This window comes from Micromonospora sp. NPDC000663 (genome assembly GCF_042898105.1).
In the GTDB taxonomy this organism is placed as follows: Bacteria; Actinomycetota; Actinomycetes; order Mycobacteriales; family Micromonosporaceae; genus Micromonospora.
In genome coordinates this window covers 326032-352410 of the sequence record NZ_JBIAYR010000003.1, presented here as the reverse complement: position 1 = coordinate 352410, position 26379 = coordinate 326032, and the positions used below count along the sequence as shown (strand labels likewise).

General features: G+C 71.7%; 22 protein-coding genes. 9 read left to right on the top strand and 13 right to left on the bottom strand.

Going from position 1 to position 26379, the window contains the following annotated elements:
- The first annotated feature begins 72 nt into the window (after nucleotides 1–72).
- From purD to ACFY1S_RS13890, 3 genes are all read left to right on the top strand, one after another.
- The gene (purD, locus tag ACFY1S_RS13900) at nucleotides 73–1323 is read left to right on the top strand and encodes a phosphoribosylamine--glycine ligase (RefSeq protein WP_387116874.1); all 1251 of its coding nucleotides are present in this window, start codon (nucleotides 73–75) and stop codon (nucleotides 1321–1323) included.
- Nucleotides 1324–1384: 61 nt separating this feature from the next.
- The gene (locus ACFY1S_RS13895; protein WP_387116871.1) at nucleotides 1385–1906 is read left to right on the top strand and encodes a SigE family RNA polymerase sigma factor; all 522 of its coding nucleotides are present in this window, start codon (nucleotides 1385–1387) and stop codon (nucleotides 1904–1906) included.
- Nucleotides 1899–2732 (top strand): hypothetical protein, encoded by an 834-nt coding sequence (locus ACFY1S_RS13890; RefSeq protein ID WP_387116868.1) that lies wholly within the window; start codon nucleotides 1899–1901, stop codon nucleotides 2730–2732. The genes ACFY1S_RS13895 and ACFY1S_RS13890 overlap by 8 nt, the downstream gene beginning before the upstream one ends.
- A 7-nt stretch (nucleotides 2733–2739) precedes the next feature.
- Here ACFY1S_RS13890 and ACFY1S_RS13885 read toward each other — a convergent pair whose 3' ends face one another.
- The 3 genes from ACFY1S_RS13885 to ACFY1S_RS13875 form a co-directional block, all read right to left on the bottom strand.
- On the bottom strand, nucleotides 2740–4302 hold the full coding sequence (locus ACFY1S_RS13885; RefSeq protein WP_387116865.1) for an AMP-binding protein: 1563 nt from the start codon (nucleotides 4300–4302) through the stop codon (nucleotides 2740–2742).
- A 192-nt stretch (nucleotides 4303–4494) separates the two neighbouring features.
- Entirely contained in the window at nucleotides 4495–5709 is a 1215-nt protein-coding gene (locus tag ACFY1S_RS13880) for an acyl-CoA dehydrogenase family protein (protein ID WP_387116862.1), read from the bottom strand.
- Nucleotide 5710: 1 nt separating this feature from the next.
- Complete coding sequence (locus ACFY1S_RS13875) at nucleotides 5711–6163, bottom strand: SCP2 sterol-binding domain-containing protein (protein ID WP_364369734.1); 453 nt, start codon at nucleotides 6161–6163, stop codon at nucleotides 5711–5713.
- Nucleotides 6164–6231: 68 nt separating this feature from the next.
- On the opposite strand from ACFY1S_RS13875, the gene ACFY1S_RS13870 reads away from it, so the two are divergent.
- Entirely contained in the window at nucleotides 6232–6870 is a 639-nt protein-coding gene (locus ACFY1S_RS13870) for a TetR/AcrR family transcriptional regulator (protein WP_364369731.1), read from the top strand.
- Between the two features lie 11 nt (nucleotides 6871–6881).
- Here the strand turns inward: ACFY1S_RS13870 and ACFY1S_RS13865 are convergent, their stop codons facing one another.
- Nucleotides 6882–7526 carry a DedA family protein gene (locus ACFY1S_RS13865; RefSeq protein ID WP_387116858.1) on the bottom strand — a complete coding sequence of 215 codons (645 nt, stop codon included), beginning with the start codon at nucleotides 7524–7526 and terminating at the stop codon, nucleotides 6882–6884.
- 170 nt (nucleotides 7527–7696) lie between these two features.
- On the opposite strand from ACFY1S_RS13865, the gene ACFY1S_RS13860 reads away from it, so the two are divergent.
- Both ACFY1S_RS13860 and ACFY1S_RS13855 read left to right on the top strand, forming a co-directional pair.
- On the top strand, nucleotides 7697–8848 hold the full coding sequence (locus ACFY1S_RS13860; RefSeq protein ID WP_387116855.1) for a sensor histidine kinase: 1152 nt from the start codon (nucleotides 7697–7699) through the stop codon (nucleotides 8846–8848).
- The gene (locus ACFY1S_RS13855) at nucleotides 8845–9486 is read left to right on the top strand and encodes a response regulator (RefSeq protein ID WP_387116852.1); all 642 of its coding nucleotides are present in this window, start codon (nucleotides 8845–8847) and stop codon (nucleotides 9484–9486) included. Before ACFY1S_RS13860 ends, ACFY1S_RS13855 begins: the two co-directional genes overlap by 4 nt.
- 12 nt (nucleotides 9487–9498) lie before the next feature.
- Here ACFY1S_RS13855 and ACFY1S_RS13850 read toward each other — a convergent pair whose 3' ends face one another.
- From ACFY1S_RS13850 to ACFY1S_RS13820, 7 genes are all read right to left on the bottom strand, one after another.
- The gene (locus ACFY1S_RS13850) at nucleotides 9499–10119 is read right to left on the bottom strand and encodes a DedA family protein (protein WP_387116849.1); all 621 of its coding nucleotides are present in this window, start codon (nucleotides 10117–10119) and stop codon (nucleotides 9499–9501) included.
- A 64-nt stretch (nucleotides 10120–10183) separates the two neighbouring features.
- A complete protein-coding gene (locus ACFY1S_RS13845) occupies nucleotides 10184–11446 on the bottom strand; it encodes an adenylosuccinate synthetase (protein WP_387116846.1) in 1263 nt (420 codons plus the stop codon).
- Entirely contained in the window at nucleotides 11443–12402 is a 960-nt protein-coding gene (locus ACFY1S_RS13840; protein WP_387116843.1) for a hypothetical protein, read from the bottom strand. The genes ACFY1S_RS13845 and ACFY1S_RS13840 overlap by 4 nt, the downstream gene beginning before the upstream one ends.
- Nucleotides 12403–12411: 9 nt before the next feature.
- Nucleotides 12412–13383 (bottom strand): serine/threonine protein kinase, encoded by a 972-nt coding sequence (locus ACFY1S_RS13835; RefSeq protein ID WP_387116841.1) that lies wholly within the window; start codon nucleotides 13381–13383, stop codon nucleotides 12412–12414.
- Nucleotides 13380–14132 (bottom strand): NUDIX domain-containing protein, encoded by a 753-nt coding sequence (locus ACFY1S_RS13830; RefSeq protein ID WP_387116838.1) that lies wholly within the window; start codon nucleotides 14130–14132, stop codon nucleotides 13380–13382. Before ACFY1S_RS13830 ends, ACFY1S_RS13835 begins: the two co-directional genes overlap by 4 nt.
- 81 nt (nucleotides 14133–14213) lie before the next feature.
- Nucleotides 14214–15029, bottom strand: coding sequence for a MaoC/PaaZ C-terminal domain-containing protein (locus tag ACFY1S_RS13825; RefSeq protein ID WP_387117666.1), 816 nt, complete (start codon nucleotides 15027–15029; stop codon nucleotides 14214–14216).
- 131 nt (nucleotides 15030–15160) lie between these two features.
- Entirely contained in the window at nucleotides 15161–16528 is a 1368-nt protein-coding gene (locus ACFY1S_RS13820; protein WP_387116835.1) for a 3-oxoacyl-ACP reductase, read from the bottom strand.
- A 56-nt stretch (nucleotides 16529–16584) separates the two neighbouring features.
- Here ACFY1S_RS13820 and ACFY1S_RS13815 point away from each other — a divergent pair, with 56 nt between their 5' ends.
- Nucleotides 16585–17877, top strand: a complete 1293-nt coding sequence (locus ACFY1S_RS13815; protein WP_387116831.1) for an acetyl-CoA C-acetyltransferase — start codon at nucleotides 16585–16587, stop codon at nucleotides 17875–17877.
- 68 nt (nucleotides 17878–17945) lie between these two features.
- Here ACFY1S_RS13815 and ACFY1S_RS13810 read toward each other — a convergent pair whose 3' ends face one another.
- On the bottom strand, nucleotides 17946–20276 hold the full coding sequence (locus ACFY1S_RS13810; RefSeq protein ID WP_387116828.1) for a PKD domain-containing protein: 2331 nt from the start codon (nucleotides 20274–20276) through the stop codon (nucleotides 17946–17948).
- 281 nt (nucleotides 20277–20557) lie between these two features.
- Between ACFY1S_RS13810 and ACFY1S_RS13805 the strand changes: the two genes are divergently transcribed.
- Nucleotides 20558–21535, top strand: coding sequence for a glycosyltransferase family 2 protein (locus ACFY1S_RS13805; RefSeq protein WP_387116825.1), 978 nt, complete (start codon nucleotides 20558–20560; stop codon nucleotides 21533–21535).
- Nucleotides 21528–23873 (top strand): hypothetical protein, encoded by a 2346-nt coding sequence (locus ACFY1S_RS13800; RefSeq protein ID WP_387116822.1) that lies wholly within the window; start codon nucleotides 21528–21530, stop codon nucleotides 23871–23873. The genes ACFY1S_RS13805 and ACFY1S_RS13800 overlap by 8 nt, the downstream gene beginning before the upstream one ends.
- Nucleotides 23874–23938: 65 nt before the next feature.
- Here the strand turns inward: ACFY1S_RS13800 and ACFY1S_RS13795 are convergent, their stop codons facing one another.
- Nucleotides 23939–26248, bottom strand: coding sequence for a PKD domain-containing protein (locus ACFY1S_RS13795; RefSeq protein ID WP_387116819.1), 2310 nt, complete (start codon nucleotides 26246–26248; stop codon nucleotides 23939–23941).
- Between the last annotated feature and the right edge of the window lie 131 nt (nucleotides 26249–26379).

The window sequence follows — 26379 nt, the reverse complement described above, 5'->3', positions numbered from 1 at the left end:
AAGGATCACTGAACAGTCCGTCAACCTCATGATCAACGGGGGTGGGTGGTGGGGACAGTAGGATTCCGGGTTGTGCGGGTTCTTTTGGTGGGTGGTGGCGGGCGGGAGCATGCGCTCGCGCTCGGGTTGGCTGCGGATCCGGCTGTTTCGGCGGTCGTAGCCGCGCCCGGTAATCCGGGGATCGCCTCAGTGGCTGAGCTGCGGGCCGTTAGCGCTTCCGACCCGGCCGCCGTTGCGGCGCTGGCTGTGGAGACGGCTGCTGACCTGGTGGTGATCGGGCCGGAGGCGCCGCTTGTCGCGGGAGTCGCCGACGCGGTACGCGCCAAGGGCATCGCCGTGTTCGGCCCGTCGGCCGAGGCCGCCCGGCTGGAGGGGTCGAAGGCGTTCGCCAAGGACGTGATGACCGCCGCGAACGTGCCCACCGCGCGGGCGTACGTCTGCACGGACGAGGAGAGCACCGCCCGGGCGCTCGACGAGTTCGGCGCGCCGTACGTGGTGAAGGACGACGGGCTCGCCGCCGGCAAGGGTGTGGTGGTGACCGACGACCGGTCCGCCGCGTTGGCGCACGCCGCCGAGTCTGGCCGGGTGGTGGTGGAGGAGTTCCTCGACGGCCCGGAGGTCAGCCTCTTCGTGGTCACCGACGGCGAGGCGGCGCTGCCGCTGCTGCCGGCACAGGACTTCAAGCGGATCGGCGACGGCGACACGGGCCCGAACACCGGCGGCATGGGGGCGTACGCGCCGCTGCCCTGGGCTCCGTCCGGCCTGGTCGACGAGGTGATGCGCGACGTCGTGCACCCCACCCTTGCCGAGTTGCGGCGTCGGGGCGCCCCGTTCGCCGGCCTGCTCTACGTCGGCCTGGCGATGACCGCCGCCGGCCCTCGGGTGATCGAGTTCAATGCGCGCTTCGGTGACCCGGAGACGCAGGTGGTGTTGGCGCTGCTGGAGACTCCGCTTGGCGGGTTGTTGCACGCGGCGGCCACCGGCACGTTGGCCGAGCACCCGCCGCTGCGCTGGCGGGACGGCGCGGCGGTGACGGTGGTGCTCGCCGCGCAGGGCTACCCGGCCGCGCCGCGTACCGGTGATGTGATCACCGGCGCGGACCGCGAGGGCATCATCCACGCCGGCACCGCGCGGCGGGCCGGCGACGGGGCGCTGGTGTCCGCCGGGGGCCGGGTTCTCTGCGGTACGGCCACCGGCGTCGACCTGGCCGCCGCCCGGGACGCCGCGTACGCGCTTGTGGACGGGGTGGAGTTGGCGGGTTCGCAGCACCGCACCGACATTGCCGCCGCCGCGGTCGACGGCCGGATCACAATCCCCAGCTGAACCTGGGCAACCCCTGCCCTCCTCGCCGCCGTTTGACAGGTGAGATGAGGGGGTGGCGGGGTTGCCGCTTGATGTCGAGGGCTACCGCGACTTTGTCGGTGCGCGGCTGGAGGCGCTGCGGCGTACGGCGTACCTGCTCTGCGGTGACTGGCACACCGCTGACGACCTCGTGTCGGCGGCGCTGGTCAAGCTTCTCCGGCACTGGCGGCGGGTGTCCGCCATGAAGAATCCGGACGCGTACGTCCGGCGGATGCTCCTGCGGGTGTGGTTGGACGAGCGGCGACGGCCGTGGCGTCGCGAGGCGGCGTGGGCCGAGGTGCCGGATCACCCGGCCGTTGCCAGCGGCACCGATGGCGCGGCTGACCGACTGACCATCCTCGCGCTGCTGGCCGAGCTGCCGCCGCGCCGCCGCGCCGTCCTCGTGCTGCGGTACTTCTGCGACCTGTCCGTCGAGGAGACAGCGCGCGAGCTCGGCTGTACCCCGGGCACCGTCAAGAGCCAGTCGGCTCGGGCGATCGAGACGCTTCGGGGGCGTCTCGTCGGCGTGCCGTCGCCCACCGAGGAGGTACGGACCAATGGATGAGATCACTGATCAGTTGCGTGCGGCGACGGCGGTGTCGCCACCCACCCGGATCGACGTGGACCGGTTGATCGCCGACGGCCGTCAGCGTCGTCAGAACCGGATGTGGACGCTCGCCACCGCCGGTGTGGTGGCGGTGGTCGCTGCCGTAGCAGTCACGCCGGCGTTGTTCGCGGGCCTTGGGAACGGCGGAGAACAGATGGCTCTACCACCGATGGCACCCGGAGCGAGCTCGGCCCCCTCTCTCTGTGGGACGGTCGCGCCTTCGCCCAGCGGGCCGGAACCGCCGCTCCAGACGTACGACACGGTACGTTCCCGCCCGGTCGAGAGTCCTCGGAACGGTGAGGTCCGGCTGACGGCAGCGCTGCACGCGGCGGTCGACGCCGTCGTGCCGACCGACGTGACTGTCGTCGGAGCGGCGCCCGAGTGTGCCAAGCCACAGTTCGCCTACCACTCCCGTTACCGGGAGTACACGACCATCGCCATGCTTGGCCGGGATGGGGTGCGCGGCCACCTCATCGTGGCCATGCGGCCTACTGCGGCGGGTGACCCGGCGGACTGCGCGGAGGCGCCGGACGACCGGGATTGCCAGGTTCGGACGCTGGGTGACGATGGGGTGGTGGTCATCAGCACCAGCAGGGACCCGGGCGGTGGAGTGCAGCGCTGGGTCCAGTTGCGGAGGGTCGACGGGACGTCGGTGACTGTCACGGCGGACAACATCGTCGTCGCGGCCGACGGCACGCCGAAGACCACAGCACCCGAGCCGCTGCTGACCTCACAGGAGCTCGTCGAGCTGGCGCGGGCACCAGGTCTGACGCTCTATCCGTAAGAGGGCTTCAGCCGTAGTAGCGGCGCAACTCGCGGCTCAGCACCTTGCCTGTGGCGTTGCGGGGCAGGTACTTCACGAAGATCACGTCCCGGGGGACGGAGAACCGGGCCAGGTAGTGGCGGACGTACTCGCGGACCGCGTCGGGGTCGAGGGTTTCGCCGGGGTGCAGGGCGAGGAATGCGGCGAGTCGCTGGCCGTACTCGGGGTCGGGTACGCCGATCACCGCGGCCTCGCGGACCTGCGGCAACCTGGCGATCAGGTCCTCCACCTCGGACGGGAAGACGTTCTCCCCACCGGAGACGATCATGTCGTCGGCTCGGCCGTCGACGAAGAGCAGCCCGTCGGCGTTGAGTCGGCCGAGGTCGCCGGTGTCAAGCAGCCCGTCACGGGTTTCCCGGCTGGCACCGGAGGTGTACCCCTCGAAGAGCATCTCGTTGCCGACGAAGATCCGTCCGACGCTGCCGTCGGACACCGGCTTGCCCTCGTCGTCGAGGATCGCCAGGCGGGTGCCGTGGGGCGGCCGGCCGGCGGTGGTCGGCGCCTGGCGCAGCTCCGGCGGGCCGGCGATGGAGGCCCAGGAGACCTCGGTGGAGCCGTAGAGGTTGTAGAGCACGTCGCCGTAGACGTCCATGAACCTGGGCGCCAGCCCTCCGGGCAGGGCCGAGCCGCTGACGGCGACGACTGTGAGTTTGGGGCGCGGGTCCGGCGGCGGGACCTCCATCAGGCGCTGGATCATCACCGGTACGGCGAACATGGCGTCGCAGCGGTGGGTGACCAGGGCGGTGAGCGTGGCGGCCGGGTCGAAGCGGCGCTGCAACACGATTGTGGCGCGGAGCGCGAAGCACACCTGGAGTGCGGCGAATCCCCAGGTGTGGAAGATCGGCGCGGCGATCATCACGCGGTCCCGGACGTGCAGGGGGATGCGGTCGATGATGGACACCAGCGGGCCGAAGCCGCTCGGTGTGGGCCGGCGGGCGCCCTTGGGCGCCCCTGTGGTGCCGGAGGTGAGCACGATGATCCGGCCGTCGCGCTCCGGCGGGCGCAGCTCACTTGGCAGTGCGCCGACGACGAGTTCCTCGCGGGCGTGTTCGTCGAGGCGGGGAAGTTCGGCGGGCAGGCCGATGACCCGCTCGGCGAACTCGTCGTCGTGCACCAATAGACGGAGTCGTTGCTCCTCGGCGACGGTGGCCAGTTGGGCGGCGGAGAGGCCGGTGTTGACGAGGACCGAGTCGACGCCCAGCAGGGTGGCCGCGACTATCGTCTCGATCAGCCCGCGGTGGTTGCGGCAGAGCACGCCGATCCGGTCGCCGGCCTGTACGCCGAGCCCGGCCCGCATCGACCGGGCCATCCGTTCGGCTCGGTCGAGCAGGTCGTGGTAGGTCAGCTCGGTGCCGTCCTCGTCGATGAGGGCCAGCCGGCCGGGGTCGCGCGCGGCTGCCTGGCGCAGCTCGCCGGCGAGGCTCCACCCCCAGGTGCGCAACGCGTTGAGCTGCGAGGCGATCCGGACCGGCCGGCCCGGGGTGAGCAGGCCGCGACGGGTCAGCGTGGCAACGATGAACGGCAGGTCCATGCCGCAGACCTCCTTGTCGGGGCGGTACGCGGACAGCCCCGTCCGTCGGGGCGTCTTCCTTGATCATGCACCGGGCGTGGCAGCGGGCCCAGCCTGCGTCGGCGGGGGTGACGAAGACGGCACGGATAGGTAGGGGGCGCCGCCCGGGCCGGATCAGCAGGTGTCCGACCCGAGCGGCAGCCGACCCGAGGGTCAGCGGATCTGCATTCCGGAGATCGCCCGCGCGATGACCAGCCGCTGGATCTCCGAGGTGCCCTCGAAGATGGTGTAGATCTTGGCGTCGCGGTACCAGCGTTCGACCGGGTGGTCGCGCAGGAAGCCGGCTCCGCCGAGCAGCTGCACCGCCTTCTCGGTGACCGACACCGCCACCTCGCCGGCCTTGAGCTTGGACATCGAGCCCTCACCGGCGGTGAACGGACGGTTGTTGCGGCCCATCCAGGAGGCCCGCCAGACGAGCAGCCGCGCGGCGTCGATCTCCATCCGCATGTCGGCGAGCGCGAAGGCGACGGCCTGGTTCTCGATGATGGGCCGTCCGAACTGGACCCGGTCCTTGGCGTAGTCCAGCGCGTACTCGTAGGCGGCCCGGGCCACGCCGAGGGCCTGCGCGCCCACCGTGGGTCGGGACAGCTCGAAGGTGCGCATGGCGGCCTGCCCACTGGCCCGTTGCCCGGAGCGGGCGCGGGACAACCGCTCGTCGAGGGAGTCCTTGCCGCCGAGCAGGCAACGGCCGGGTACGCGTACCCCGTCGAGGAAGACGTCGGCGGTGTGCGACGCGCGCAGGCCGAGCTTGCGCAGCTTGCGGGTGGCGGTGAGGCCGGGGGTGCCCGGCGGTACGACGAACGCCGCCTGGCCCCGGGAGCCGAGCGTGGGGTCGACGGAGGCGGTGACCACGTGCACGCCGGCGATGCCGCCGTTCGTGGCGTACGCCTTCTGGCCGTTCAGCACCCACTCGTCGGTTGCCTCGTCGTAGACGGCCCGGGTGCGCATCGCGCCGACGTCGGAGCCGGCTTCGGGTTCGCTTGTGCAGAACGCGGCGACGGCCGGCGAGTCGACGTCGCCGAAGCACTGTGGCACCCACTCGACCATCTGGTCGGGGGTGCCGGCGCCGTAGATGGCGGCGACAGCGAGCGAGGTGCCGAAGATGGACAGGCCGATGCCGGCGTCACCCCAGAAGAGTTCCTCACTGGCGATCGGCAGCGACAGCCCGGTCGGGTCGGCCCAGCAGGTGGCGAGGAACTCGAAGCCGTAGAGGCCGACCTTGGCGGCCTCCTGGATCACCGGCCAGGGGGTGTCCTCGCGTTCGTCCCACTCGGCGGCGGCCGGGCGCACGACCTCGGCGGCGAAGCCGTGCACCCAGTCGCGTAGATCCCGCTGTTCCTCGTTCAGGTCTAGCGAGAACTCGCCCATGTCAGGCCTTGGGGATGTCGAACAGGTTGGCGATGTTGGCGGCGAGGCCGAGGTCGCCCTTGGCCTTCAGCTTGCCGGTCATGAACATCATCACCGGGTTGGCGCCACCGGAGACGATCTTCAGGAACTCGACGGGGCCCATGGTGAGGCTCAGCTTCGGGTCGTGCTGCGGGGTCTCGTTCACGTCGCACTTGCCGTCTGCGATGACGACCTCGTAGGTGTCGTTGCCGCCGTCCGGACGCCCGGTGATGATCCAGTGGATGACCGCGTTGGTGGAGCCGGCCCGGTCGGCGCGGAACAGCGACGGCATCCGGCCGAACACCTCGCCCAGGATCTTGCCGCGCAGGTCACCGGACATCACCTGGGCGATCTTGTCGTCCGGGGTGGACTTGACCAGCTGGGCGAACTCCTTGGGGCCGACGTTGGCGAAGGTGGCCGGGTCGAAGTCAGTCATCAGGTGTGCCTTCCGGAAGATTTGGCTACTCGTGCGTAACCCTACGCACGAGTAGGTATGCTCGCAAGGTGTCCACCGTCCCCGCCTTCAAGCGCCTGCCACGCGCCGTCCGGGAGCAGCAGATGCTCGACGCGGCAGTGAAGGTCTTCTCCCGGCGCGGCTTCCACGCCGCCAGCATGGACGAGATCGCGGAGGACGCAGGCATCTCCAAGCCCATGGTGTACGCGTACCTGGGCACCAAGGAGGAACTCTTCGTCGCCTGCCTGCACCGGGAGGGCACCCGGATGATGCAGGCCATCGCCGGTGCCGCCGCCCCGGACCTGCCGGCCGACGAACGGCTCTGGCGCGGGCTGCGGGCGTTCTTCGGCTTCGTGGGCGCACACCGCGACGGCTGGGCGGTGCTCTACCGGCAGGCCCGGGGCGAGCAGCCGTTCGCCGGTGAGTTGGCAGCGATGCGCGCCCGGCTGGTCGAGGTGGTCGCCGGGATGCTCGACCACGCGCTGCGCGCGGAGGGCCGCGAGATCGCCGCCATCGACCTGGAGGTCGTCGCGTACGCGCTTGTCGGCGCGTCCGAGTCGCTCGCCGACTGGCTCGCGGACCACCCGGACGCCGACCCGGAGAAGACGGCCACCCGGATGATGAACGTGGCCTGGCTCGGCGCCGCCCAGCTCCTGCACGGCGTCACCTGGCGTCCGCCTGTCGACTGACCACTTGGACGTCACCGCACCGGGGTCCGGTCCAGCGGCGCGGTCACCGGTGCCGGCCGCGCGGGCCGGCGGCGGTTGCGCAACCAGCGGACCACCTCGACGACCAGCGTCACCGCCAGCGCGAGGCCCAGACCGAGTAGCAGCCCACGCAGCGGGTCCTGTTCGAAGGCCAGCCCACCCACGTAACCGACCAGCGCCGAGTACAGCCCCCACGAGCCGGCGGCGAGCGCGTCGAAGGCCAGGAAGCGTCGGCGGGGATAGTGCACCGCGCCCATGGTGAGGGTGACCGCGGTCCGGCCGCCAGGCACGTAGCGGGACACGGTGAGGATCAGCCCACCGCGCGTCGCGATTCCCCGCCGGGCCCACTCGACGGCGTCACGACGCCGACCGTCGGGCGGCAGCCGGTCAAGCAGCCGCGCGCCGCCGCCCCGCCCGATGGCGTACGAGACGTGGTCACCCACCAGCGCCCCGGCGGCGGCCACCAGGATCACCGCCGACAGGTACGGCGCGCCGGAGGCGGCGAACACCCCTGCGGTGATCACCGCCGTCTCGCTCGGCACCACCGGGAAGAAGCCGTCGAGCACCGCGATCGCGAAGATCGCCAGGTACACCCAGGGCGAGGACATCGTCTCGTGCAGCAGGTTGAGCAGATCCATGATCCTGATGCTGGTGTGGGCGGCGGCTCCCGCCCTCGGCCAGTGGTCAGACGGGCACCGCTACTTAGGTCGCATCCAGCCCCGACGGCGGCTAGGGGTCATCCCTCACCGCACCCGGGTTCGGCTGCGCGGGACGGCCCGATCCGTTCGTGGGGTCCTACGCTCGCTACGTGGCCTCCAGCGCCGTCGCCGTCCGGCGGGCCGTCCAGCGGTACGCCTCCGTGCTGCTCGCCGTCACCGTCGCGGCAGCCGTCTGGGCCAGCTCGACCGGTGACATAGGCGTCCGTTCACCGCTGCCGGGGGTCGTCGCGCTGTCCCTCGCGATGGCCTCGGGTTGGGCCGCCGGCACGATCCGGCGGCGCCGCTGGCCGTTGTACCTGGCCGCGGCAGCGGGCTGGCTGGTGCTCGCCGCCGCGGCGGCAGGGGTGGTCGCCTCGTACCAGGCGGGTCTGCGGCTGCGTGGTAGGCGACTCGTCGGCTTCCTCGCCGCCGCGGCCCTGGTGCTCGCCTGTGGGGTGCTGGTCGGGCTGGCAGTCGGCGGCACACGCCGGATCACCACCGCCGCCACAGGCAACGTGCTGTTACTAGCCGCCGGCCTGGTCGGACTTCCGTTGGTCTTCGGCCTCTGGGTGCGGGCGCGCCGGGACACGCTCGCCGCTCTGCGGGATCGGGCCGACCGGCTGGAACGCGAGCAGGAGGCTCGCGCCGACCGGGCGCGTGCCGAGGAGCGGACCCGGATCGCCCGGGAGATGCACGACGTGGTGGCGCACCGGGTCTCGCTGATGGTGGTGCACGCCGGTGCGCTTGAGGTGACGGCTGCCGACGCGACGACCGTCGAGGCCGCCGCGCTGATCCGTACGACCGGCCGGCAGGCGCTCACCGACCTGCGTGAGGTGCTGGGCGTGCTGCGACAAGCCGGTCCGGCCGTGGTGCCGGAGCGGGGGCTCGATGAGGTGGACGGGTTGATCGGGGAGTCCCGCGCCGCCGGACTGCGGGTGTGCCGCCGGGACGAGGGCGTTCCGTCGGCGCTGCCGGCGACGGTGGGGCGCACCGCGTACCGGGTGGTTCGGGAGGCGCTGACCAACGTGCGTAAACACGCTGCCGACGCGGAGACGACAGTCTGCCTGCGCTACCTGGCCGACGGGCTGGAGGTGGTGGTCCGCAACGGGCCGTCCGGCGGTGGGCCGGCTCTGCCCGGTGCCGGGCAGGGACTGCTCGGGCTGCGCGAGCGGGTGGAACTGCTCGGCGGTCGGCTGGAGGCGGCGCCCGTGGACGGTGGTTTCCAGATCCGGGCTCTGATCCCGTTGGCGGGAACCGCGTGATCCGGGTGGTGGTGGTCGACGATGAGCAACTGGTCCGAGCCGGGCTGCGGCTGATCCTGGGGGCCGCGGAGGACATCAGTGTGGTGGGCGAGGCGTCGGACGGCGCGGGAGCGCTGGAACAGGCCCGTCGGTTACGACCTGACGTGCTGCTGCTCGACGTGCGGATGCCGGGCATTGACGGGCTGACCGCCGCGCCCGACGTGATCGCCGCCGGCGTCAAGGTGATCATGTTGACCACCTTCGACCTCGACGAGTACGTGCACCGGGCACTGCAGGCCGGAGCTGTCGGTTTCCTGCTCAAGGACACCCCGCCCCGCGAGCTGGCCGCCGCCGTCCGCACGGTGGCCGCCGGGAACGCGATGCTCGCCCCCACGGTGACCAGGCGGCTGATCAGCTCGTTCGCCGAGCGTGGACCGGCCCGTCGGGACGCGGCGCGTCAGCGGCTCGCTCCGCTCACCGCCCGCGAGCTGGAGATCGTCCGGGAGGTGGCGCGCGGGCACGGCAACGCGGAGATCGCGCGGCGGCTGACGATGAGCGAGGCCACCGTGAAGTCACACGTCAGCCGCGCGTTGGCGAAGCTTCAGGTGGCCAACCGGGTCCAGGTGGCGATCCTGGTGTACGACGCCGATCTGCTGTGACGTGCCCGGCCGTCAGTGCCGGGAGGCGGCCTGGCGGTGCGCCCGACGGCGCAGCCACCTGATCCCCTCCAGTCCGAACGTGACGACCACCGAAATTCCCACACCGGCCAGGACGCCCTTCACCGGGTCTCGTTCGAAGGCCAGCCCACCGAAGTAGCCGAGCAGTCCGCAGTACAGCGCCCAGCTGACCGTCGCGATGCCGTCGTACAGCAGGAACGACCGCCGCGGATAGCGCACCGCCCCCATGGTGAGGGTGACGGCGGTGCGGCCGCCCGGCACGTACCGGCTGGTGGTCAGGATCATCCCGCCGCGCCGGTCCACGGCGCGGCGGGCCCACTCGGAGCTGGCCCGGCGGCGGCTGCCGTCGGGCAGCCGGGCCAGCCGGCGAGCGCCGCCGCCCCGACCGATGGCGTACGAGATGTGGTCGCCGACCAGCGCGCCGATGGCGGCGCTCACGATCACCAGGGTCAACCTGGGGTGCTCGCCGCTCGCCGCGAGCACCCCCGCAGTGATCACCGCTGCCTCGCCCGGCACCGCGGGGAAGAACGCGTCGACCGCGGTGAGCCCGAAGATCACCAGGTACACCCAGGGTGACGTGACGGTCCCACGCAGGAGGTCGAGCAGGGCGTCCATGCACCAATGCTCGCCGGGCGTGCGCCGCTCGGTGGCCGAGTCGCCGGATCGCCCCCTCCGGACGTCAGACCGAGCACACCACGGCCGGCGGGGCGAGCAGCGGGCCGTGCGGAGTCTTGTCGTCGGCAGTGGGGCCCCGCGACGTGAGCACCACTGGTGCGCCCAGCTCCGCGCGTACCGCCTCCGCCCAGTCGGCTGGCGGATCGTCGTAGACCGGGCGGGAACGCAGCAGGCGGTCCGTGAGCGCGGCCTGTCGGTCCAGGTCACCGGGTGGGCCCGGGGTGAGCCGCGCGGTGGTGTCGTAGCGGCGACAGATCCGCAGATCGGGGCCCGCCAGGTCGAGGTGGGTGAGCGCCAGGCCGTCCACCCCGCCGGCCACGTCGAGGGCGTACCTGTGGGCGACCGCGTCGAAGTGGCCGAACCGGAACCGGCCCTGCCACGGGTTCGTCGGGTTGTGGCTGTCGGCGAAGGGGAGGGCCGGGTCCTCGGTCACCAGCGGGCCGGGCCCGTGCCGGGTGGTGACCACGCGTAGCACCCCGATCCGGGTCACGTCGCCGGCCAGACCCGCCTCGGCGAGCAGACTGTCGGCGTTGGCGAACGTCGTGGTGCTCCACGTCGTGTACGGGTGGAAGCCGTGCCACTCGTCCAGCAGCACCCCCTGCGCGCCCTCGAAGACGCAGGTCCCGGCGCGCAGTGCTCCGGCGAGCCACGCCCCGTCGACGATCGCGACCCGCCCGGCGAACCCGCTGAACGCGGGCAGGCAGTCCTCGACCGGCGGCGCGTCCAGCCTGCCGAGTTCGGCGGTCAGCCGATCCCGCAGGGCGGTCAACCTGCGGCGCAGCAGCGCCGGTCGGCGGCAGTCGGCGACCCGGGGCGCGTCGTCGGGGTGGGCGAGACCGTACGCGACAGCCTCGCCCACCCCCAGCCCGCAGGAGCCGTGCCGGTCGGCTCCCCGGGCGATCTCCCGGGCCCGGTTGGCGGCCCGGTGGTACGGGGTGGCGAGCAGCGCCTCCCCGTCGACGGTCAGCCGGTCCAGCGCGTCGGGCACCCCCACCGTGGCGAGGTGGTCGGCCTCGGCGGCCAGCGCCAGCGGATCCACCACCACGTGTCGCGACAGGTGCGTACGTACACCCGGGTGGAACGTGCCCGCCCCGAACTGCGCGAACGTGTGGTGCCGCCCGTCGCGCCTGACGACGTTGTGCGCCGCCTGCGCGCCCCCGTTGAAGCGGACCACCGTGTGCACCGGGCGGGTGGCGCAGAGCCAGTCCACGACAGTGCCCTTGCCGGCGTCGCCGTAGCCGAGGTCGACCACCGCCACGTGTCTCACAGCCGGGTCACCCCACCTGCCGTGTCGCGGAACGCCGGCAGCGTCGACACCTCGGCCCGCCGCCCCCGGCCGAGGCGGGCCAGCGCCTTGGAGACGGTCCCGGTGGCACCGGAGCCGGCGCGGTCCAGGTGGCGAAGACCCTCGTCGAGGTCGATGGCCTGCTCGCCGAGGCCGATGGTGAGCGCGATGGTTTCGCAGACCGCGTCGAGGTCGTCGAGCACGACGGCATTCTGCCCGAGCAGGTCCCGCCAGAAGTCCAACACCTTGGCGTTGCCGGAGTAGTGGCTGCCGGCGGGGAGCAGGTAGTAGGTGTCCCAGCGGCGGGTCACCTCGTCCACGACCTGCCGCAGCGGCAGGTCCTCGGCCAGCTCGTCGCCGATCAGGCCGGTCACCTCCCGCGCCTTGACCTGCGGGTACGCCAGCTCGTCGCCGATGATGAACAGGTAGCCGCGCCGGCCGCGCTTCTCCCAGTTGTCGGTGGTGGTGTGCCGGGCCATGAAGTACATGGCCAGCTCGTACGACTCGGTCATCTGCCCACCGCCACCGCCTTCGAGGACGATCCGGCCGAGGTCGTCGTCCATCCGGTTGTCCGACTCGAACTGGCCCACCTGCAACGGCACCCGGTCGCAGGTGGCGTCGCCGATCGCGCCGAACATGATCTGCGGGTCGCTGGCGTAGCCCTGCCGTTGCAGCAGCCCGAGCAGCTGCGGCAGCTTGGTCTGCAGGACACGCGGCACCTTGAGCATCGAGCCGGTCACGTCGAAGAGCACCGCGACTGGCGTCGAGCGGGGGTGCTCGTCCGAGTCGCGGCTCTCGCGTGTCGCGTCGCGGGGGTCGAGCGCGGGGTGCACGGTGCGCGCCCCGCTGTCGCTGTAGGAGAACGCGCTGCGGCCGGTCCTGCGCCGGTAGCGGTCGGCGGCGTCGTACACGTCGGTGGACCAGGTTCCACTGCCCATGACAGCTCCTCAGGGGGTAAGGGTGAAGGGTCGGAAGGTGCGTGGCCCGTAGAGCCGGTCCAGCACCTGGTCGAGTTCGCGCAGCAGCCGCCAGGCGTCGTCGGGCCGGTCGGCCAGGAAGCGGTGCCGGCAGTCCTGGGCGAAGTCGAGCAGCTCGCGGGGTGCGTGGCGGTTGAGCAGCCAGGTCATGCAGCGGGTGGCCATCCAGATGTCGGTGCCCGGCCCGCTGGGCCGCTTCTGGAAGACCTCCGGCGGATACCAGTCCTGGTGGCCGGGCCCCATCGCCGGGATCGTGCCGCCGATCGGGGCGGAGAAGCACCAGTCGATCAGCACGACGCCGTGGGCGTCCGGCTCGATCAGCACGTGTGGTGGCAGGACCGCGCCGTGCACCACGCCCGCCCGGTGGGCCAGGCCGAGCGCCACCAGCAGCCGCCGCCACATCCAGGCCACGTCCCGGGCGTCCAACCCGTCGGGGTACGCGCGCCGTACCTCGGTCAGGTCGTGCAGGCCGGGCGCGGTGGCGAGCACGTTGATCCGTCGTTCGGCACCGGTCGAGGTGTCGCGGTGCGGAAACTCGTCGACGAGCCGGGGCACGTACGGCAGGTAACGCGGGTCGCCGCGCTCGGCGATGGTGCGCAGGGCGTGCGCCTCGCGGGCCATCAGGTCGTTGTCGCTGGGGCGTCGGGGCAGCTTGAGGAGCCGGTCGTCGCCCACGTCGTAGAGGTCGGCCAGGTCACCCGAGTGGGCCGGCGCGCCGAGGCGGTAGTCGCCGATAACGGTGACGTGCCGGGCCTGCCACCTGGTGGTGACGTGGATGAACGCGTCGGTGGCCTGGGCGCGTACCGCCGGGTCGGCCGGCAGGCGGTCGGGGTGCAGGGCCGCGACCAGCTCGCGGTAGCGGCGGGCCGGGTGGTCCGTGCCGAACAGGTCGGTGTCGGTGCGGGCGGCCGTGACCAGGTCGATGGCCTCCACGGTTCTCATCGCACGGTCTCCTCGCGGGCGGGGCGCAGCAGGGCCGGATGCAGCAGTCGGGCGTCGCCGACCCGGTAGAGCCGGGCGCGGGGGCCGCCCCGGGTGCCGCCGCGTTCGGTGCTGGCGCCTGTGCTCTCCACGAAGCCGGGGACGGAGAGCACCTTGCGGTGGAAGTTGCCGGCGTGCAGCGGGTGACCCCAGACCGTCTCGTAGACGGCGCGTAGCTCGCTGATGGTGAACTCGGTGGCGAGGAAGCGGGTGGCCAGCGGTGTGTACTCCAGCTTGGACCGGGCGCGCTCCAGCGCGTCGTCGATGATCCGGCCGTGGTCGAAGGCGAGCTGCCGGCTGGTCAACGCGGTCACCGGCAGCCAGATCGCCGCGTCGGCGTCGCTGCCGGCGGCCGGGTCGGGCAGGTCCGGGGCGAACGCGAGGTGGGCGATCGAGACAACGCGCATCCGCGGGTCACGGTCGGGATCGCCGTAGCTGCCCAACTGCTCGAGGTGTACGCGGCGCAGCCTCTCGCCGCCGAGCCCGGTCTCCTCGGCCAGCTCCCGTCGGGCGCCGGCGCTCAGGTCCTCGTCGGGTTGGACGAAGCCGCCGGGCAACGCCCAGTGACCCTCGAAGGGTGGCTGGCTCCGCCTGATCAGCAGCAGGTGCAGCGCGTCGTCGCGGATGGTCAACGCCACCACGTCGACTGTCACGGCGACCGACGGGTAGGCCCGGGGGTCGTACGCCTCCAGGAACTCCTGCTCGTTCATCCCGTCACCCTCACTATGAGAACATCTCGGTGTGAGAACAACTTAGCGCGCGATGGTGTCCCTGCCAAGCCCGAAATCGCGTCAGCGCAGAAGACCCGCCAGATGCGGTCGACCACGCGAGTCGTGCAGGGCGAACCCGCCGTCCGGCAGGAGGGCGAAGCTGACAGTGCTCGGCAGGGACACCGGCAACTTGAAGGCGACCTCGACCGTGTAGACGTCCGGCAGCCGGCTCTCCATCGCGGCGAGGCAGCGCGCCTTGCTCCACATGCCGTGCGCGATCGGCCGGCGGAACCCGAACAGCCGCGCCCCGAGCCGGGACGTGTGGATCGGGTTGTGGTCCCCGGACACCCGCGCGTACCCCGTGCCGACGCCGGGCTCCACACGCCAACGGGCCGAAGCGGCTGGTGCCTCGGGACGCTCACCCCGAGCACCGCCACCGGACGTGCGTTCCCGACCCAGGTACGTCGAGACGCCGCGCCAGACCTCTTCCCCGTCGACCGAGCCGACAAGCACCACGTCCACCTGCCGGCCCCGGTCGTGCGGACGCAGGTCCTGCGCGTACGTGGTGAAGTCGACAGTCTCGTCAGCGGTGATCGGGCGGTGCACGGTGATCCGGTTGCCGATGTGCACCAGGCCGATCAGCGGGATGGGGAACTCCGGCGCGGTCATCAGACGCAGCGCCAGCGGAAAGCCCATGACGTGCGGATACGTGGCAGGCAGTCGATCGGTGAGACGGAACCCGCAGACCCGGTCGTAGTCGGCCAGGTGCGCTCGGTCGACTGTCACCCCGCCGGCGGCCAACTCGACAGTCGGCAGGTCGGTCCCGCGTCGGCCGCCGCCGAGGCCCGGCAGCGCACCGAGCACGGCCCGCCGGTACAGCGGGCCGGCCGCCGGCATCCGGGGCAGCTCCACCAGAGTGCGGCCGCCCGACTCCGGACGCCGTGCCGCGGCCTGGGTCCGCGCCGACAGCGTCTCCGTCGGGCCGTCGATCAGCTCGTGCAGTGAGAGCTCGTCGTCCGCGCCGCCCATCACGCCCCCAGCAGGCTCTGGCCGCAGACCCGGACCACGTTGCCGCTGACCGCGCCAGACGCCGGCCAGGCCAGCCAGCTGATTGTCTCGGCCACATCCACCGGCAGACCGCCCTGCGACAGGCTGTTCATCCGCCGGCCCGCCTCCCGGACCACGAGCGGGATGCGCGCGGTCAACCGGGTCTCGATGAAGCCGGGGGCCACCGCGTTGACGCTGATTCCCCGCTCGCGCAGGGCCGGGGCGAGCGAGTCGACAAGCCCGATGACGCCGGCCTTGCTCGTGGCGTAGTTGGTCTGCCCCCGATTGCCGGCGATCCCGGCGATCGAGGAGACCGCCACGATCCGCCCGCCGGTCGGAATCAGCCCCCGTTCCAGCAGTACGTCGTTGATCCGCTCCTGGCTGGAGAGGTTGACGTCGATCACCTGATCCCACCTGTCGGCATCCATCCGGCCGAGTGTTTTGTCCCTGGTGATTCCGGCGTTGTGCACCACCACGTCGACCCGACCGTGCCGGCTGGCCAGGTGGTCGGCGAGCCGGGTCGGCGCGTCCGGTGCGGTCAAATCGAGCTGCACGGCCGTCCCGCCGATCTCGTTCGCCACCGCCGCGAGGGCGTCACCGGCGGCCGGAATGTCCAGGGCCATCACCTGCGCGCCGTCGCGGGCGAGCACCTTCGCAAGCGCCGCGCCGATGCCCCGGGCCGCGCCGGTGACAAGCACGACCTGCCCGTCCAGCGGGCGGTCCCAGTCCGCCGGGGCGCTCGCCTCGCCGGCGCCGACCCGGACGACCTGCCCCGAGACGTACGCGGACCGGCCGGACAGGAGGAACCGCACTGTCGATTCGAGGCTCGTCCGGGTGCCGGCGGCGCTTGTGTCACGTGTCACGTAGACGAGCTGCGCGGTGGTGCCCCGGCCGAACTCCTTGCCGATGCTGCGCACCAGCCCTTCCAGGGCGCGCTGCGCAGTCGCCTCGCGAGGCGTCGGACACTCGTCTGGCGGGGTGCCGAGCACGATCACCCGGCCGCTGGGCAGCACGGCCCGGGCCTGCGGGTGGAAGAAGTCGTAGAGCTGGCGCAGGCCGGCCGAATCGGTGATCCCGGTGGCGTCGAAGAGCAGCGCACCGTACCGCTGCGGGGTGTCGCTCTGCGGCTCTGCGGCCGGGTCGGCCAGCTCGACCCCGGCGGCGGTCAGGATCTCCGCGACCGGCTCGGCAAGCCGGCCGCCGGTGGCCGCACCCAGCAGGGCCGGCCCGGTCAGCAGCGGGTCGCCGGGGTGGTGCCGGCGCAGTCGGGGCGGGTCGGGAAGCCCGAGGCGCTTGACCAGCGTGCGGCCGGCGGCCGATTGGACGAAGCTCGCGTACCTGTCGGTCATGGGCGTAGCCTACTGGCGAGTAGGGTTGGTGCAACACATCTCGGAGGAGGCGGATCGTGCAGAGCATCCGGCGGGTCGCGGTCATCGGGGGCAACCGCATCCCCTTCGCCCGTTCGAACTCCCGCTACGCGGACGCGTCAAACGCCGACCTGCTCGGCGCCGCGCTGGACGGTCTCATCGCCAGGTACGGGCTGGCCGGGCAGCGGGTCGGCGAGGTGGTCACCGGCGCCGTGCTCAAGCACTCCCGCGACTTCAACCTCACCCGTGAGGTCGTCCTCGGGTCGCGACTCGACCCGCACACCCCCGCGTACGACATCCAGCAGGCCTGCGGCACCGGCCTGGAGGCCACGATCCTGGTCGCCAACAAGATCGCCCTCGGGCAGCTCGACGTGGGCATCGCCGGCGGTGTCGACACCACCTCCGACGCGCCCCTCGCCGTCAACGAGGACATGCGCCGTACGCTGCTCAAACTCAACTCCGCCCGCACTCTCGGCGAACGGCTGAAGATCGCCGCGAAGCTGCGCCCGCTCCAGCCGTTCAAGCCGGACATCCCCCGCAACGCCGAACCGCGTACCGGCCTGTCCATGGGGGACCACGCCGCCCAGACCGCAGTGCGCTGGCAGATCGACAGGCGCTCCCAGGACGAACTGGCGTTGCGGTCGCACCAGCGACTCGCCGCCGCGTACGACAGGGGCTTCTTCGACGACCTCATGACCCCGTACCTGGGGCTCACCCGCGACCAGAACCTCCGCCCGGACACAAGCGTGGAGAAGCTCGGCTCGCTCAAGCCGGTCTTCGGCACCCGCGGTCCGGACGCCGAGCACGCCACGATGACCGCAGGCAACTCGTCGCCGCTCACCGACGGCGCCTCGACGGTGCTGCTGGCCAGCGAGGAGTGGGCGGCGGCGCACAACCTGCCGGTGCTGGCCTGGTTCAGCTGGTCCGAGACGGCGGCGGTGGACTTCGTGCACGGCGACGAAGGGCTGCTGATGGCCCCCACGTACGCGGTGCCCCGGATGCTGGCCCGGGCCGGGCTCACGTTGCAGGACTTCGACTACTACGAGATCCACGAGGCGTTCGCGTCGCAGGTGCTGGCCACCCTCGCCGCCTGGGAGTCGCCGGAGTTCTGCAAGGACCGGCTCGGCCTGGACGCTCCGCTCGGCGCCATCGACACCGACCGGCTCAACGTCAACGGCTCGTCGCTGGCCGCCGGCCACCCGTTCGCCGCCACCGGCGGCCGGATCGTGGCCACGCTGGCGAAGCTGCTGGCCGAGAAGGGCAGCGGACGAGGCCTGATCTCCATCTGCGCCGCAGGCGGCCAGGGCGTGACGGCGATCCTGGAGCGCTGAGCGCAGAGGCTGTGAACGACGACGCCCGCCGGACCCGAGGGTCTGGCGGGCGTCGATCGTTGAGCGGCTCAGCCGAGGGTGAACTTCTCCCAGGTGCTGATGGCCGGGCCGTTGGCGATCAGGGGCTTGGAGCCGGCGCCGTCCGCGCTGACGAACCTGCCGTTGATGGCGGCTCGGAGGCTGACTGTGCCGTCGCTGTTGCGGACCATGGTGAACCGTTCCCAGGTGCTGGCGGTCGGTGCGCTGGCGATGAGAGGTTTGGAGCCCGCGCCGTCGGCGGAGACGAACTTGTTGTTGACCCGGGCGAGGAGGCCGACCTGGCCGTTGCCGAGGTCGATCACGTCGAACCGTTCCCACAGGCTCGCCGTCGGGGCGGAGGCGATCAGCGGCTTGGCGCCCGCGCCGTCGGCGCTGACGTAGCGGTTGTTGACCTTGGCCTTCAGGGACGTGTTGACGTCCGGGAGGTTCACCTGGAGGAACTTCTCCCAGGTGTTGATGGTGGGGCTGCTGGCGCTCATCGCGAGGGTGCCGCCGGGATCCGCGGTGACGTACTGGGCGGTGTTCATGGCTTGGAGGCTGAGGCTGCCGTCGCTGTTGCGGACCTGGGTGAACTGCTCCTGCGAGCGCACGCGCGTGCTCCGGGCCACCACAGTGACAGCGTCGAACTCGGAGAGGCCCACGTAGCGCCCGACCGCGCGGGAGAAGAGCGCGACTCGCCCGTCACCGGCGTCCACCAGGTCGAACTGTGCGATCGTGCTCGGCTCGGCCTGGTTCGGCAGGAGTACGCCGCCCGTCTCGTAGCTGACGTAGCGGCGGTTGGACAGGGCGCGCAGACCCACCGTGCCGGTCCGCCGCAGGACGCTGATGTCCTCGGTCCGAGTCGTCGACCGGCCGTCGGTGCCGGTGATCCTGATGCTGAGGGTGTAGTGGTCCGGGTTCGTGTAGGTGTGTGAGGCGATCGGGCCGGCCTGGGTGACCACGCTGTTGTCGCCGAAACTGAACTCGTAGGAGGCGATCGGGGCCAGGCCGGGGGTGGAGGCGGACGCGTCCACGGTCACCGAGCGGTTCTCCAGGTTCAGGCCGATATCGAACCGCACCACGGGGGTGCGGATGGTTTCCACGGCGCCGCGGTCGGCGTAGGTGACCGGGCCGGCGCCGGTGTTCGGCACTGTCGGGTCGTCGATCCGTTGCTGTCCGGTGCGGTCGAGTTCGGGGTAGCCGGGGGCTGCGGAGTTCGCCGAGTCGTAGCTGTCCGGGGCCTGTCCGGTCTCCCGGTCGTGTGCGGCCTGACCGGAGGCCGCCCGGAACGCCGCGAGGCTCATCCGGGTGTTCCAGGCGTAGATCTGCGGGGAGTCGTTGTAGTAGTGGTGGGCGTTGTTGTAGTCGACGATCGTCTTGCCGACTGCGCCGTCGTAGACGCCGATCTCGACGCCGTCGAGGAACGCCGGGTCGCAGTAGCCCTGGCTGAAGTAGCCGTTCGTGATGAGGACGTTGTTCTGGACGGAGACGCCGGACGAGGCTCCGTCGACGCGGATGCCGTCGCGGCAGCGGTCCTTGATCGTGTTGTTGGTGATCGCCGTATCGGTGGCACCGTTGTTGTGCACGCCGTGACCGGCGCCGCCGGAGATCAGGTTGTTGGCCACCACGGTGCCGGTCGCGTCCGGGCCGAGCGCGACGGCCGCGTCCGTGAAGCCGTGGACCTGGCCACCCACGTACGAGTTGCGCGGCCCGTCGATCCGGACGCCGGCGGTGTGGTCGGCGGCGGTGTAGCTGGCATCGCCCTGAACGGTGGCGCCCAGGATGTGGACGTCGCTGCTGGCCGCGTCCACGGCGACGCCGGCGGTGGAGGCATACCCGATGACTGTCGTATTCGACACGCTCGAACCGGTGACACCGGCGAACCGGATCACGGGGGAGTTCGCGGGTCTGTTCAGACCGTAGCCGCCACCGCGGATGGTGACGCCCGACGAGTTGCGGGCGTCCACGGTTGGCACGCCGGCTGACCCGAAGACACGCATGTTCTGCAACACCACGTCGTGCTGGCCGTCGATGACGAAACCGGCCGTCGCGCCGGACAGGGTGGCCGAGTTGGAGCTGGCGTTGGTAGTGAACACGATTGGCTGTTGCGGGGTGCCGGACGCGGTGACGTTTACCCGCTCCAGGTAGACGCCGCCACCGATGTCGACCGTCTGCCCGGCGGTGACGATCGCGGCGGCGGCCCCGATCGAGCAGAACGGCTGCGCCAGGGTGCCCGGGTACGCGTCGGAGCAGTTGGCGGCGGGATTTTGCCGGACGTACAGCGTCGTCGGTGTGTCGGCCTGGGCGGGCACTGTGGTGCCCACCAGTGCGCCGCCGGTCAGGACGATGGTCACGAGACCGGAGAAGAGGGATTTACGCATGCTGGCCTCGAGGAAAAAGGAGGACCCGGCGACGCCGGAATCAGATGAGGCCGATCATGCACCACACCAGGTCGAGGCGCTGACCGGGGCGACAAAACGGCCACCGGAGCCGTTCCGGCCCGCCGCCCGACCGGACGCAGAGATCGGGGAGGAAGCACGTCGACGTTCACGTCCTGTTCAACGGGTGGCCGACCGCCGGTGAGGTTGCCGGGTAACGGTGACCGTCCGCACCCCGAACGAGGTGCGTTCGATGCCGCAGGCGTCCGGAACGGGGCCGGTAAGTGTTGGTGCTGTCTGTCGTCATTCCCATGTACAACGAGGCCGCTGTCATCCCGGCCCTGATCGCCCGGCTGCGTCCGGTGCTCGACGCGCTAGGCGTCGACTACGAGGTGGTGGCCGTCGACGACGGCAGCCGGGACGACACAGTCGCGGTGCTGCTCACCCATGCGCGGGACTGGCCGCAACTGCGCCTGGTCCGGTTGCGCCGCAACAGTGGACACCAGGCGGCGTTGACCGCCGGCCTGTACCGCGCCCGAGGGCAGTGGGTGGTCAGCCTGGACGCCGACCTCCAGGACCCCCCGGAGGCGGTCGCCGAGATGCTGCGGGTGGCCCGTTCGCAGGGCGTCGACGTCGTGTACGGCGTACGCGCGGACCGCAGCTCCGACACGGTGTTCAAACGGCGTACGGCGCAGCTCTACTACCGGCTGATGCGGCGGCTCGTCGGCGCGGAGGTGCCCGCCCAGGCCGGCGACTTCCGACTGGTCAGTCGGGAGGTGGTCGAGACACTGCGTCAGCTTCCCGAACGCACCCCTGTCTACCGGCTGCTGGTGCCCGCGCTCGGATTCGCCAGCGCGGAGGTGCGCTACGTCCGGGAGACACGGGCGGCGGGCGAGACGAAGTACCCGCTGCCGCGGATGATCGCGCTCGCCTGGGACAGCGTCGCCAACTTCTCCGCCGCGCCGCTGCGCCTCGCCACCTGGCTCGGCGCGGTCAGCTTCCTGGCCTGTCTGGGCCTCGTCGGGTTCGGCGTCGTGGCGTACCTGCGTGGTCTGACCATCCCGGGTTGGACGTCGACGTTCGTCGCGGTCCTGCTCCTCGGCGGCGTGCAGCTGGTCTGCCTGGGCCTGCTCGGCGAGTACGTCGGGCGGATCTACGCGACGGTGCAGGGCCGGCCGATGTACCACGTCGGCGCCGACTCGGCGGACACCGAGCTGGCCTCCCCGATCGCCGGCACGCCTGTGGGCAGCGTCCGTGGCTGACTCGCTCGCGCTCGTGGAACCGGCCGCGCCCGCCCCCGCGACGACGCCCGACCGGCGGCCCGCCCGGTCCATCGGTTCCACTGTGGCCGCCGCCCTGCCGTGGGCTGTCCTGCTCGCCGCGCTGCCGGCCGCCTGGTGGTACACCGACGTGCCCGCCGGCGACGTGGTCCGCTACGCGGCGTACTGGTCGTTGGCCCTGTTGCTGCCCGGCACGTTGGTGCACCGGGCGGTACGCGGTGGCCGGGGCAACCTGCCGGAGGACCTGGGCTACGGCGCGGCGACAGGCCTTCTTCTCGAACTCGGCGCCTGGGTCGCCGCCGCCGCCACCGGCCAGCAGCACCTGCTGCGGTGGTGGCCGGTGCCCGTGGTGCTGGCCTTCGCCGTCGTTCCGCGGCTGCGCCGGCACTGGCGGGTCGGGCCCCGCCGGCCGCTCCCGCTCGCCTGGCACTGGTCGATCGTCGCGGTGCTGCTGCTGGTGCTGCTCTGGGCTGTCGCGCAGTGGCGTCTGGTGCCGCTGCCGCCGGTGAACCACACGTACTACCAGGATCTGCTGTACCACCTGTCGCTGGTGCAGGAGCTGACCCGGGATCTGCCGTTCCAACTGCCGCAGATGGCCGGTGAACCGCTGCGCTACCACTACCTGTCCGACGCGCACATGGCCGCCGGCAGCATGATCACCGGAATTCCGCCCGCGACGGTCCTGCTCCGGTTGTGGCTGGCACCGGTCGCCATCATCACCGTGCTGGTCACCGCCGGGCTGGCCCGGGACCTGTCCGAACGCTGGTGGGCAGGACCGCTTGCGGGCGCGGCGGCGGGGCTCGGCATGCCGGTGGCCGTCAACTCGGCCATCGCGGACGGCGCGTTCGCCTTCTCCTTCTCCAGCCCGTCCCAGACGTACGTCCTGCCGCTGCTCGTGCTGCTCGGCGGCATCTGCGTCGACGCCGTACGCGGGCGACCGCTGGGTGTCGCCTGGGCGCTGCTGCCCGCCCTCGGGCTGGCCTGCGCCGGCTCGAAGTCCAGCGCGCTGCCGCCGCTGATCGCCGGCGTCGGTGTCGCCCTTGTCGCCACCTGGTGGCAGGGGCGGCGGGTGCCCTGGCCGGCACTCGCCACGCTGCTGTGTCTCGTGGCGCCGATGGGTGCCGGCTACCTGCTCTTCGCCGGGGGCGGGGCGGGCACCCTGAGCCCGCAGGCGTTCGCGTTCCTGCACGCCATGCCGCAGTACCGGGAGACCATCGGCGCGGGTGACGGGGTGCGCGGCGGCGGGCTGCTGCCGTTCGGTCTCGCCCGGGCGGGGGCCGCCGGATGGCTGTTGACGTTCGCCCTGCTCGGCTGGTGGCTGCTGGTGCAGCTGCCCCGGCTGATCGGCATGCTGATCCTCACCGGGCCGCGGCGCGCCGATCCGGCGCCCTGGCTGCTCTCCGGCGCGATCCTGGCCGGTGCGGGCGGCATCTGGACGCTGCACCATCCCTCGCTGAGCCAGGTCTACTTCTGGCTGGACGTGCTTCCGTTCGGCGCCGTGCTGACCGTGTGGCTGCTCACCATGCTCCGGCCGTCCTGGCCGGTGGCTGTGTGCGCCGCGCTGCTCGGCGTGGCGTCGTACCTCGTCGTACCCCTGATGGCCCGGCCGGCCGCGACCATGGCCGGTTGGGCGGGCATCCTCGGGCGGTCGTACCTGCGGCTCGCGGTCCTTCTCCTGCTGGCCGCGCTGATCGCGGTAGGCGTGCACGCGCTGCTGGGTCGCCGTCGCCGGGCCGGCGGCGGACGACGACGGGTCGTGGCAGTGGCGCTGGCCGGCATCACGGCGGCGCTGCTGGGGGCGAGCGTCGCGCGGGGGGTCGACGGCGCCGTCCGGTACGTCCAGGTCGCGCCGGGTCGATCCGCGTCGGTCGCGCTGCCGTCCACTGTGACGGCTGCGGAGATGCGGGCCGCGCTCTGGCTCGACGAGCACGCCGCGGACGACGACGTGGTGGCCACTAACGTGCACTGTCGGCCGGTACCTACCACCGCGCACTGCGACGCCCGCGCCTACTGGGTGACCGGGCTGGGCGGGCACCGGACGGTGATCGAGAGCTGGGCCTACACGGACGCCGCAGTCGCCGCGAACGGTCGGCGGGGCCTCGGCTACGTACGGCAGGACCCGCCCGACCCGACCCGGTTCGCGCTGAACGAGCGGGTCTTCCGCACGCCCACCGTCGCCGACCTGGACCGGTTGCGCGCCGAGTACCGGGTCCGTTGGCTGTTCGCCGACACGCGGGCCGGCGAGGTGTCACAGGCGCTGGCCGGGCTGGCCCAGGTGCGTCTCGTCTCCGGCAGCGTCACGGTTTACGAGTTGCGCTGACCCCCTTCACACGGCGACGCCCGCCGGACCCGAAGGTCCGGCGGGCGTCGAACGGCGGGGACGACTCAGCCGAGGGTGAACTTCTCCCAGGTGCTGACCGCGGGGCCGTTGGCGATCAACGGCTTGCTGCCCGCGCCGTCGGCACTCACGTACTTGTTGTTGACGGTGGCCTTGAAACTCACCGTGCCGTCACTGTTGCGGACCATCGTGAACTGCTCCCACAGGCTGACCGTGGGACGGGTCGCGATCAGCGGCTTGCTGCCGGCGCCGTCGGCAGTGACGAAGCGCCTGTTGGCGCGGGCGAGCAGGGCGACCTGTCCGTTGCCCAGGTCGACGATGTCGAACCGCTCCCACGTGCTGGCGGTCGTCGAACTCGCGATCAGCGGCTTCGTCCCGGTGTTGTCGGACATCACGAACCGGCCGTTCACGCTGGCCTTCAGCGACCTGTTCGCGTCGACGACCGGGACCTGGTGGAACTTCTCCCAGGTGCTGATCGCCGGACTGCTCGCCGACACCGTGAAGGAGCCGCTGGGGTCGGCGGTGACGTACAGGCCGTTGCTCGCCCTGAGGCTGATGGTGCCGTCGGTGTTCCGGACGACAGTGAACCTCTCCGGCGTGCCGACGACCTGGCTCTCGGCGTCCAGGTTCTCGTTTGCCGACTGCGTGACGTAGCGGCCGTTGGCCCGTGCGACGAGGGCGACCTGGCCGTCGCCAGCGTCCGCCAGGTCGTACTGCGCGGTGGCGGTCAAGCTGACCTGGTCCGGTCGCATGGGTACGGCACCGACGTACCTGAGGTTGGACAGCGCGAGCAGACCCACGCTCGCGGTACGCCGCAGCACGCTCACCTGCTCGGTGCTACTGCCCTGCATGTCGTCCTCGCCGCGGGCGAGGACCGTGACGTCGTACGTGCCCGGGTTGGCGTACCGGTGCGTGGCGGTCGGGGCGGCCTGGGTGACGACGTCGGTGCCGTCGCCGAAGTTGAACACGTACTCCTTGATCGGGACGAAGCCCGGCGTGGAGGAGGAGGCGTCCACGGTGACCGAGCTCGTGCCCAGGTCCAGGCTGACGTCGAAGAACACCTGCGGGGACTTGATGCTCTCGATGATGCCCCGGTCGGCGTACGTGATCGGGCCCGCTCCGGTGTTCGCCACCGCCGGGTCGTCACGACGCGATCGGTTCTGGCTGTCGAGCTCCGGAAAGCCGGGTGCCGCCGAGTTCGCCGAGTCGATCCGGTCTTTGGCGTTCGCCGTGTCCCGGTCGTGCGCGGCCTGGCCGGACGCGGTGCGGAACGGGGCCAGGCCCATGACGGTCCCGTTCCAGGAGTAGTTCGTCGAGGACGGGGAGGCGCTGTGGTACGTGTTGTTGTAGTCGACCACGGTGCTGGTCAGGGACTGGTCGTGGACGCCGATCTCGACCCCGCCGGTGAGCTGGGGGTCGCAGAAGCTCTGGCGGGACTGACCGTTGTTGCTGAACGTGTTGTTCTGCACGGAGACAGCGGAGGACGCCCCGTCGACCCGGACGCCGTCGACGCAGCGGTCCTTGACGGAGTTGTTGGTGATCGCCGTGTTGGCGGCCCCGCGGTTGTGGATGCCGTGACCGGCCCCGCCCCTGATGTCGTTGTTGGCCAGCACCGTGCCGGAGGCGCCCGGCGCGATCTCGATGGCGGCGCCGGTGAAGCCGCCGACGATGCTGTCGAGGACGCTGTTGCGAGCCCCCTGGACCCGGATGCCCGAGCTGTGGTCGACGCTGTCGTACTGCGATCCGGTGAGCAGCATCGCGCGCTCCACGGTCACGTCGGCGGAGGTGGCGTCCACAGTGATTCCGTTGGTGAGCGCCGTTCCGCTGCCGATGATGTCCCGCAGGCTGGCCATCGTCACACCGGTGAGCCGCACGGCGGGTGCCGTCGCGGCGTTGGCCATCGTGTAGGTGCCGCCGGCGACCTCGATGTTCGAGGAGTTGCGGATGTCCAGGGCGGGGATGTCGAGCCCCGTCCCGGCGACCTTGAAAGCCTGGAGGCCGATGTCGTGCTGACCGTCGATGACCAGGCCAGCGGTCGGCCCGACGAGCCGGACCGCACTGCCGTTGGCGATGAAGCCGATCGGCTCGTCGGGGGTGCCGGAGCGGGTGAAGGTGACGCGCTCGGCATAGTCCCCGTCGTAGACGCGGACGGTCTGGCCGGCGGTGGCCACGGCGGTGGCGGCGCCGATCGTGCAGAACGGCTCCGTCGAGGAGCCGGGCCCCTGGTCGGAGCAGTTCGCGGCGGCCTTCTTGACATACAGGGTCGTTTCGGCTGCCTGGGCGGGTGCGCCGGTTGCAAGCAGGGTGCCGCCGGTCACCGCGATCGCGGTGAGGCCGGCGAGGGATCTTCTACGCATGCATGCCTCTGTCGTGAGGGTGGATTCGGCTTCGCCGGAGATCAGACGGAGACCATGATCCGATACCTGCTGGCAGCGCAACGCCCCGGGCGACAAAACGGCTGACACGCCCCACCGGCTCCCGGCGTGGC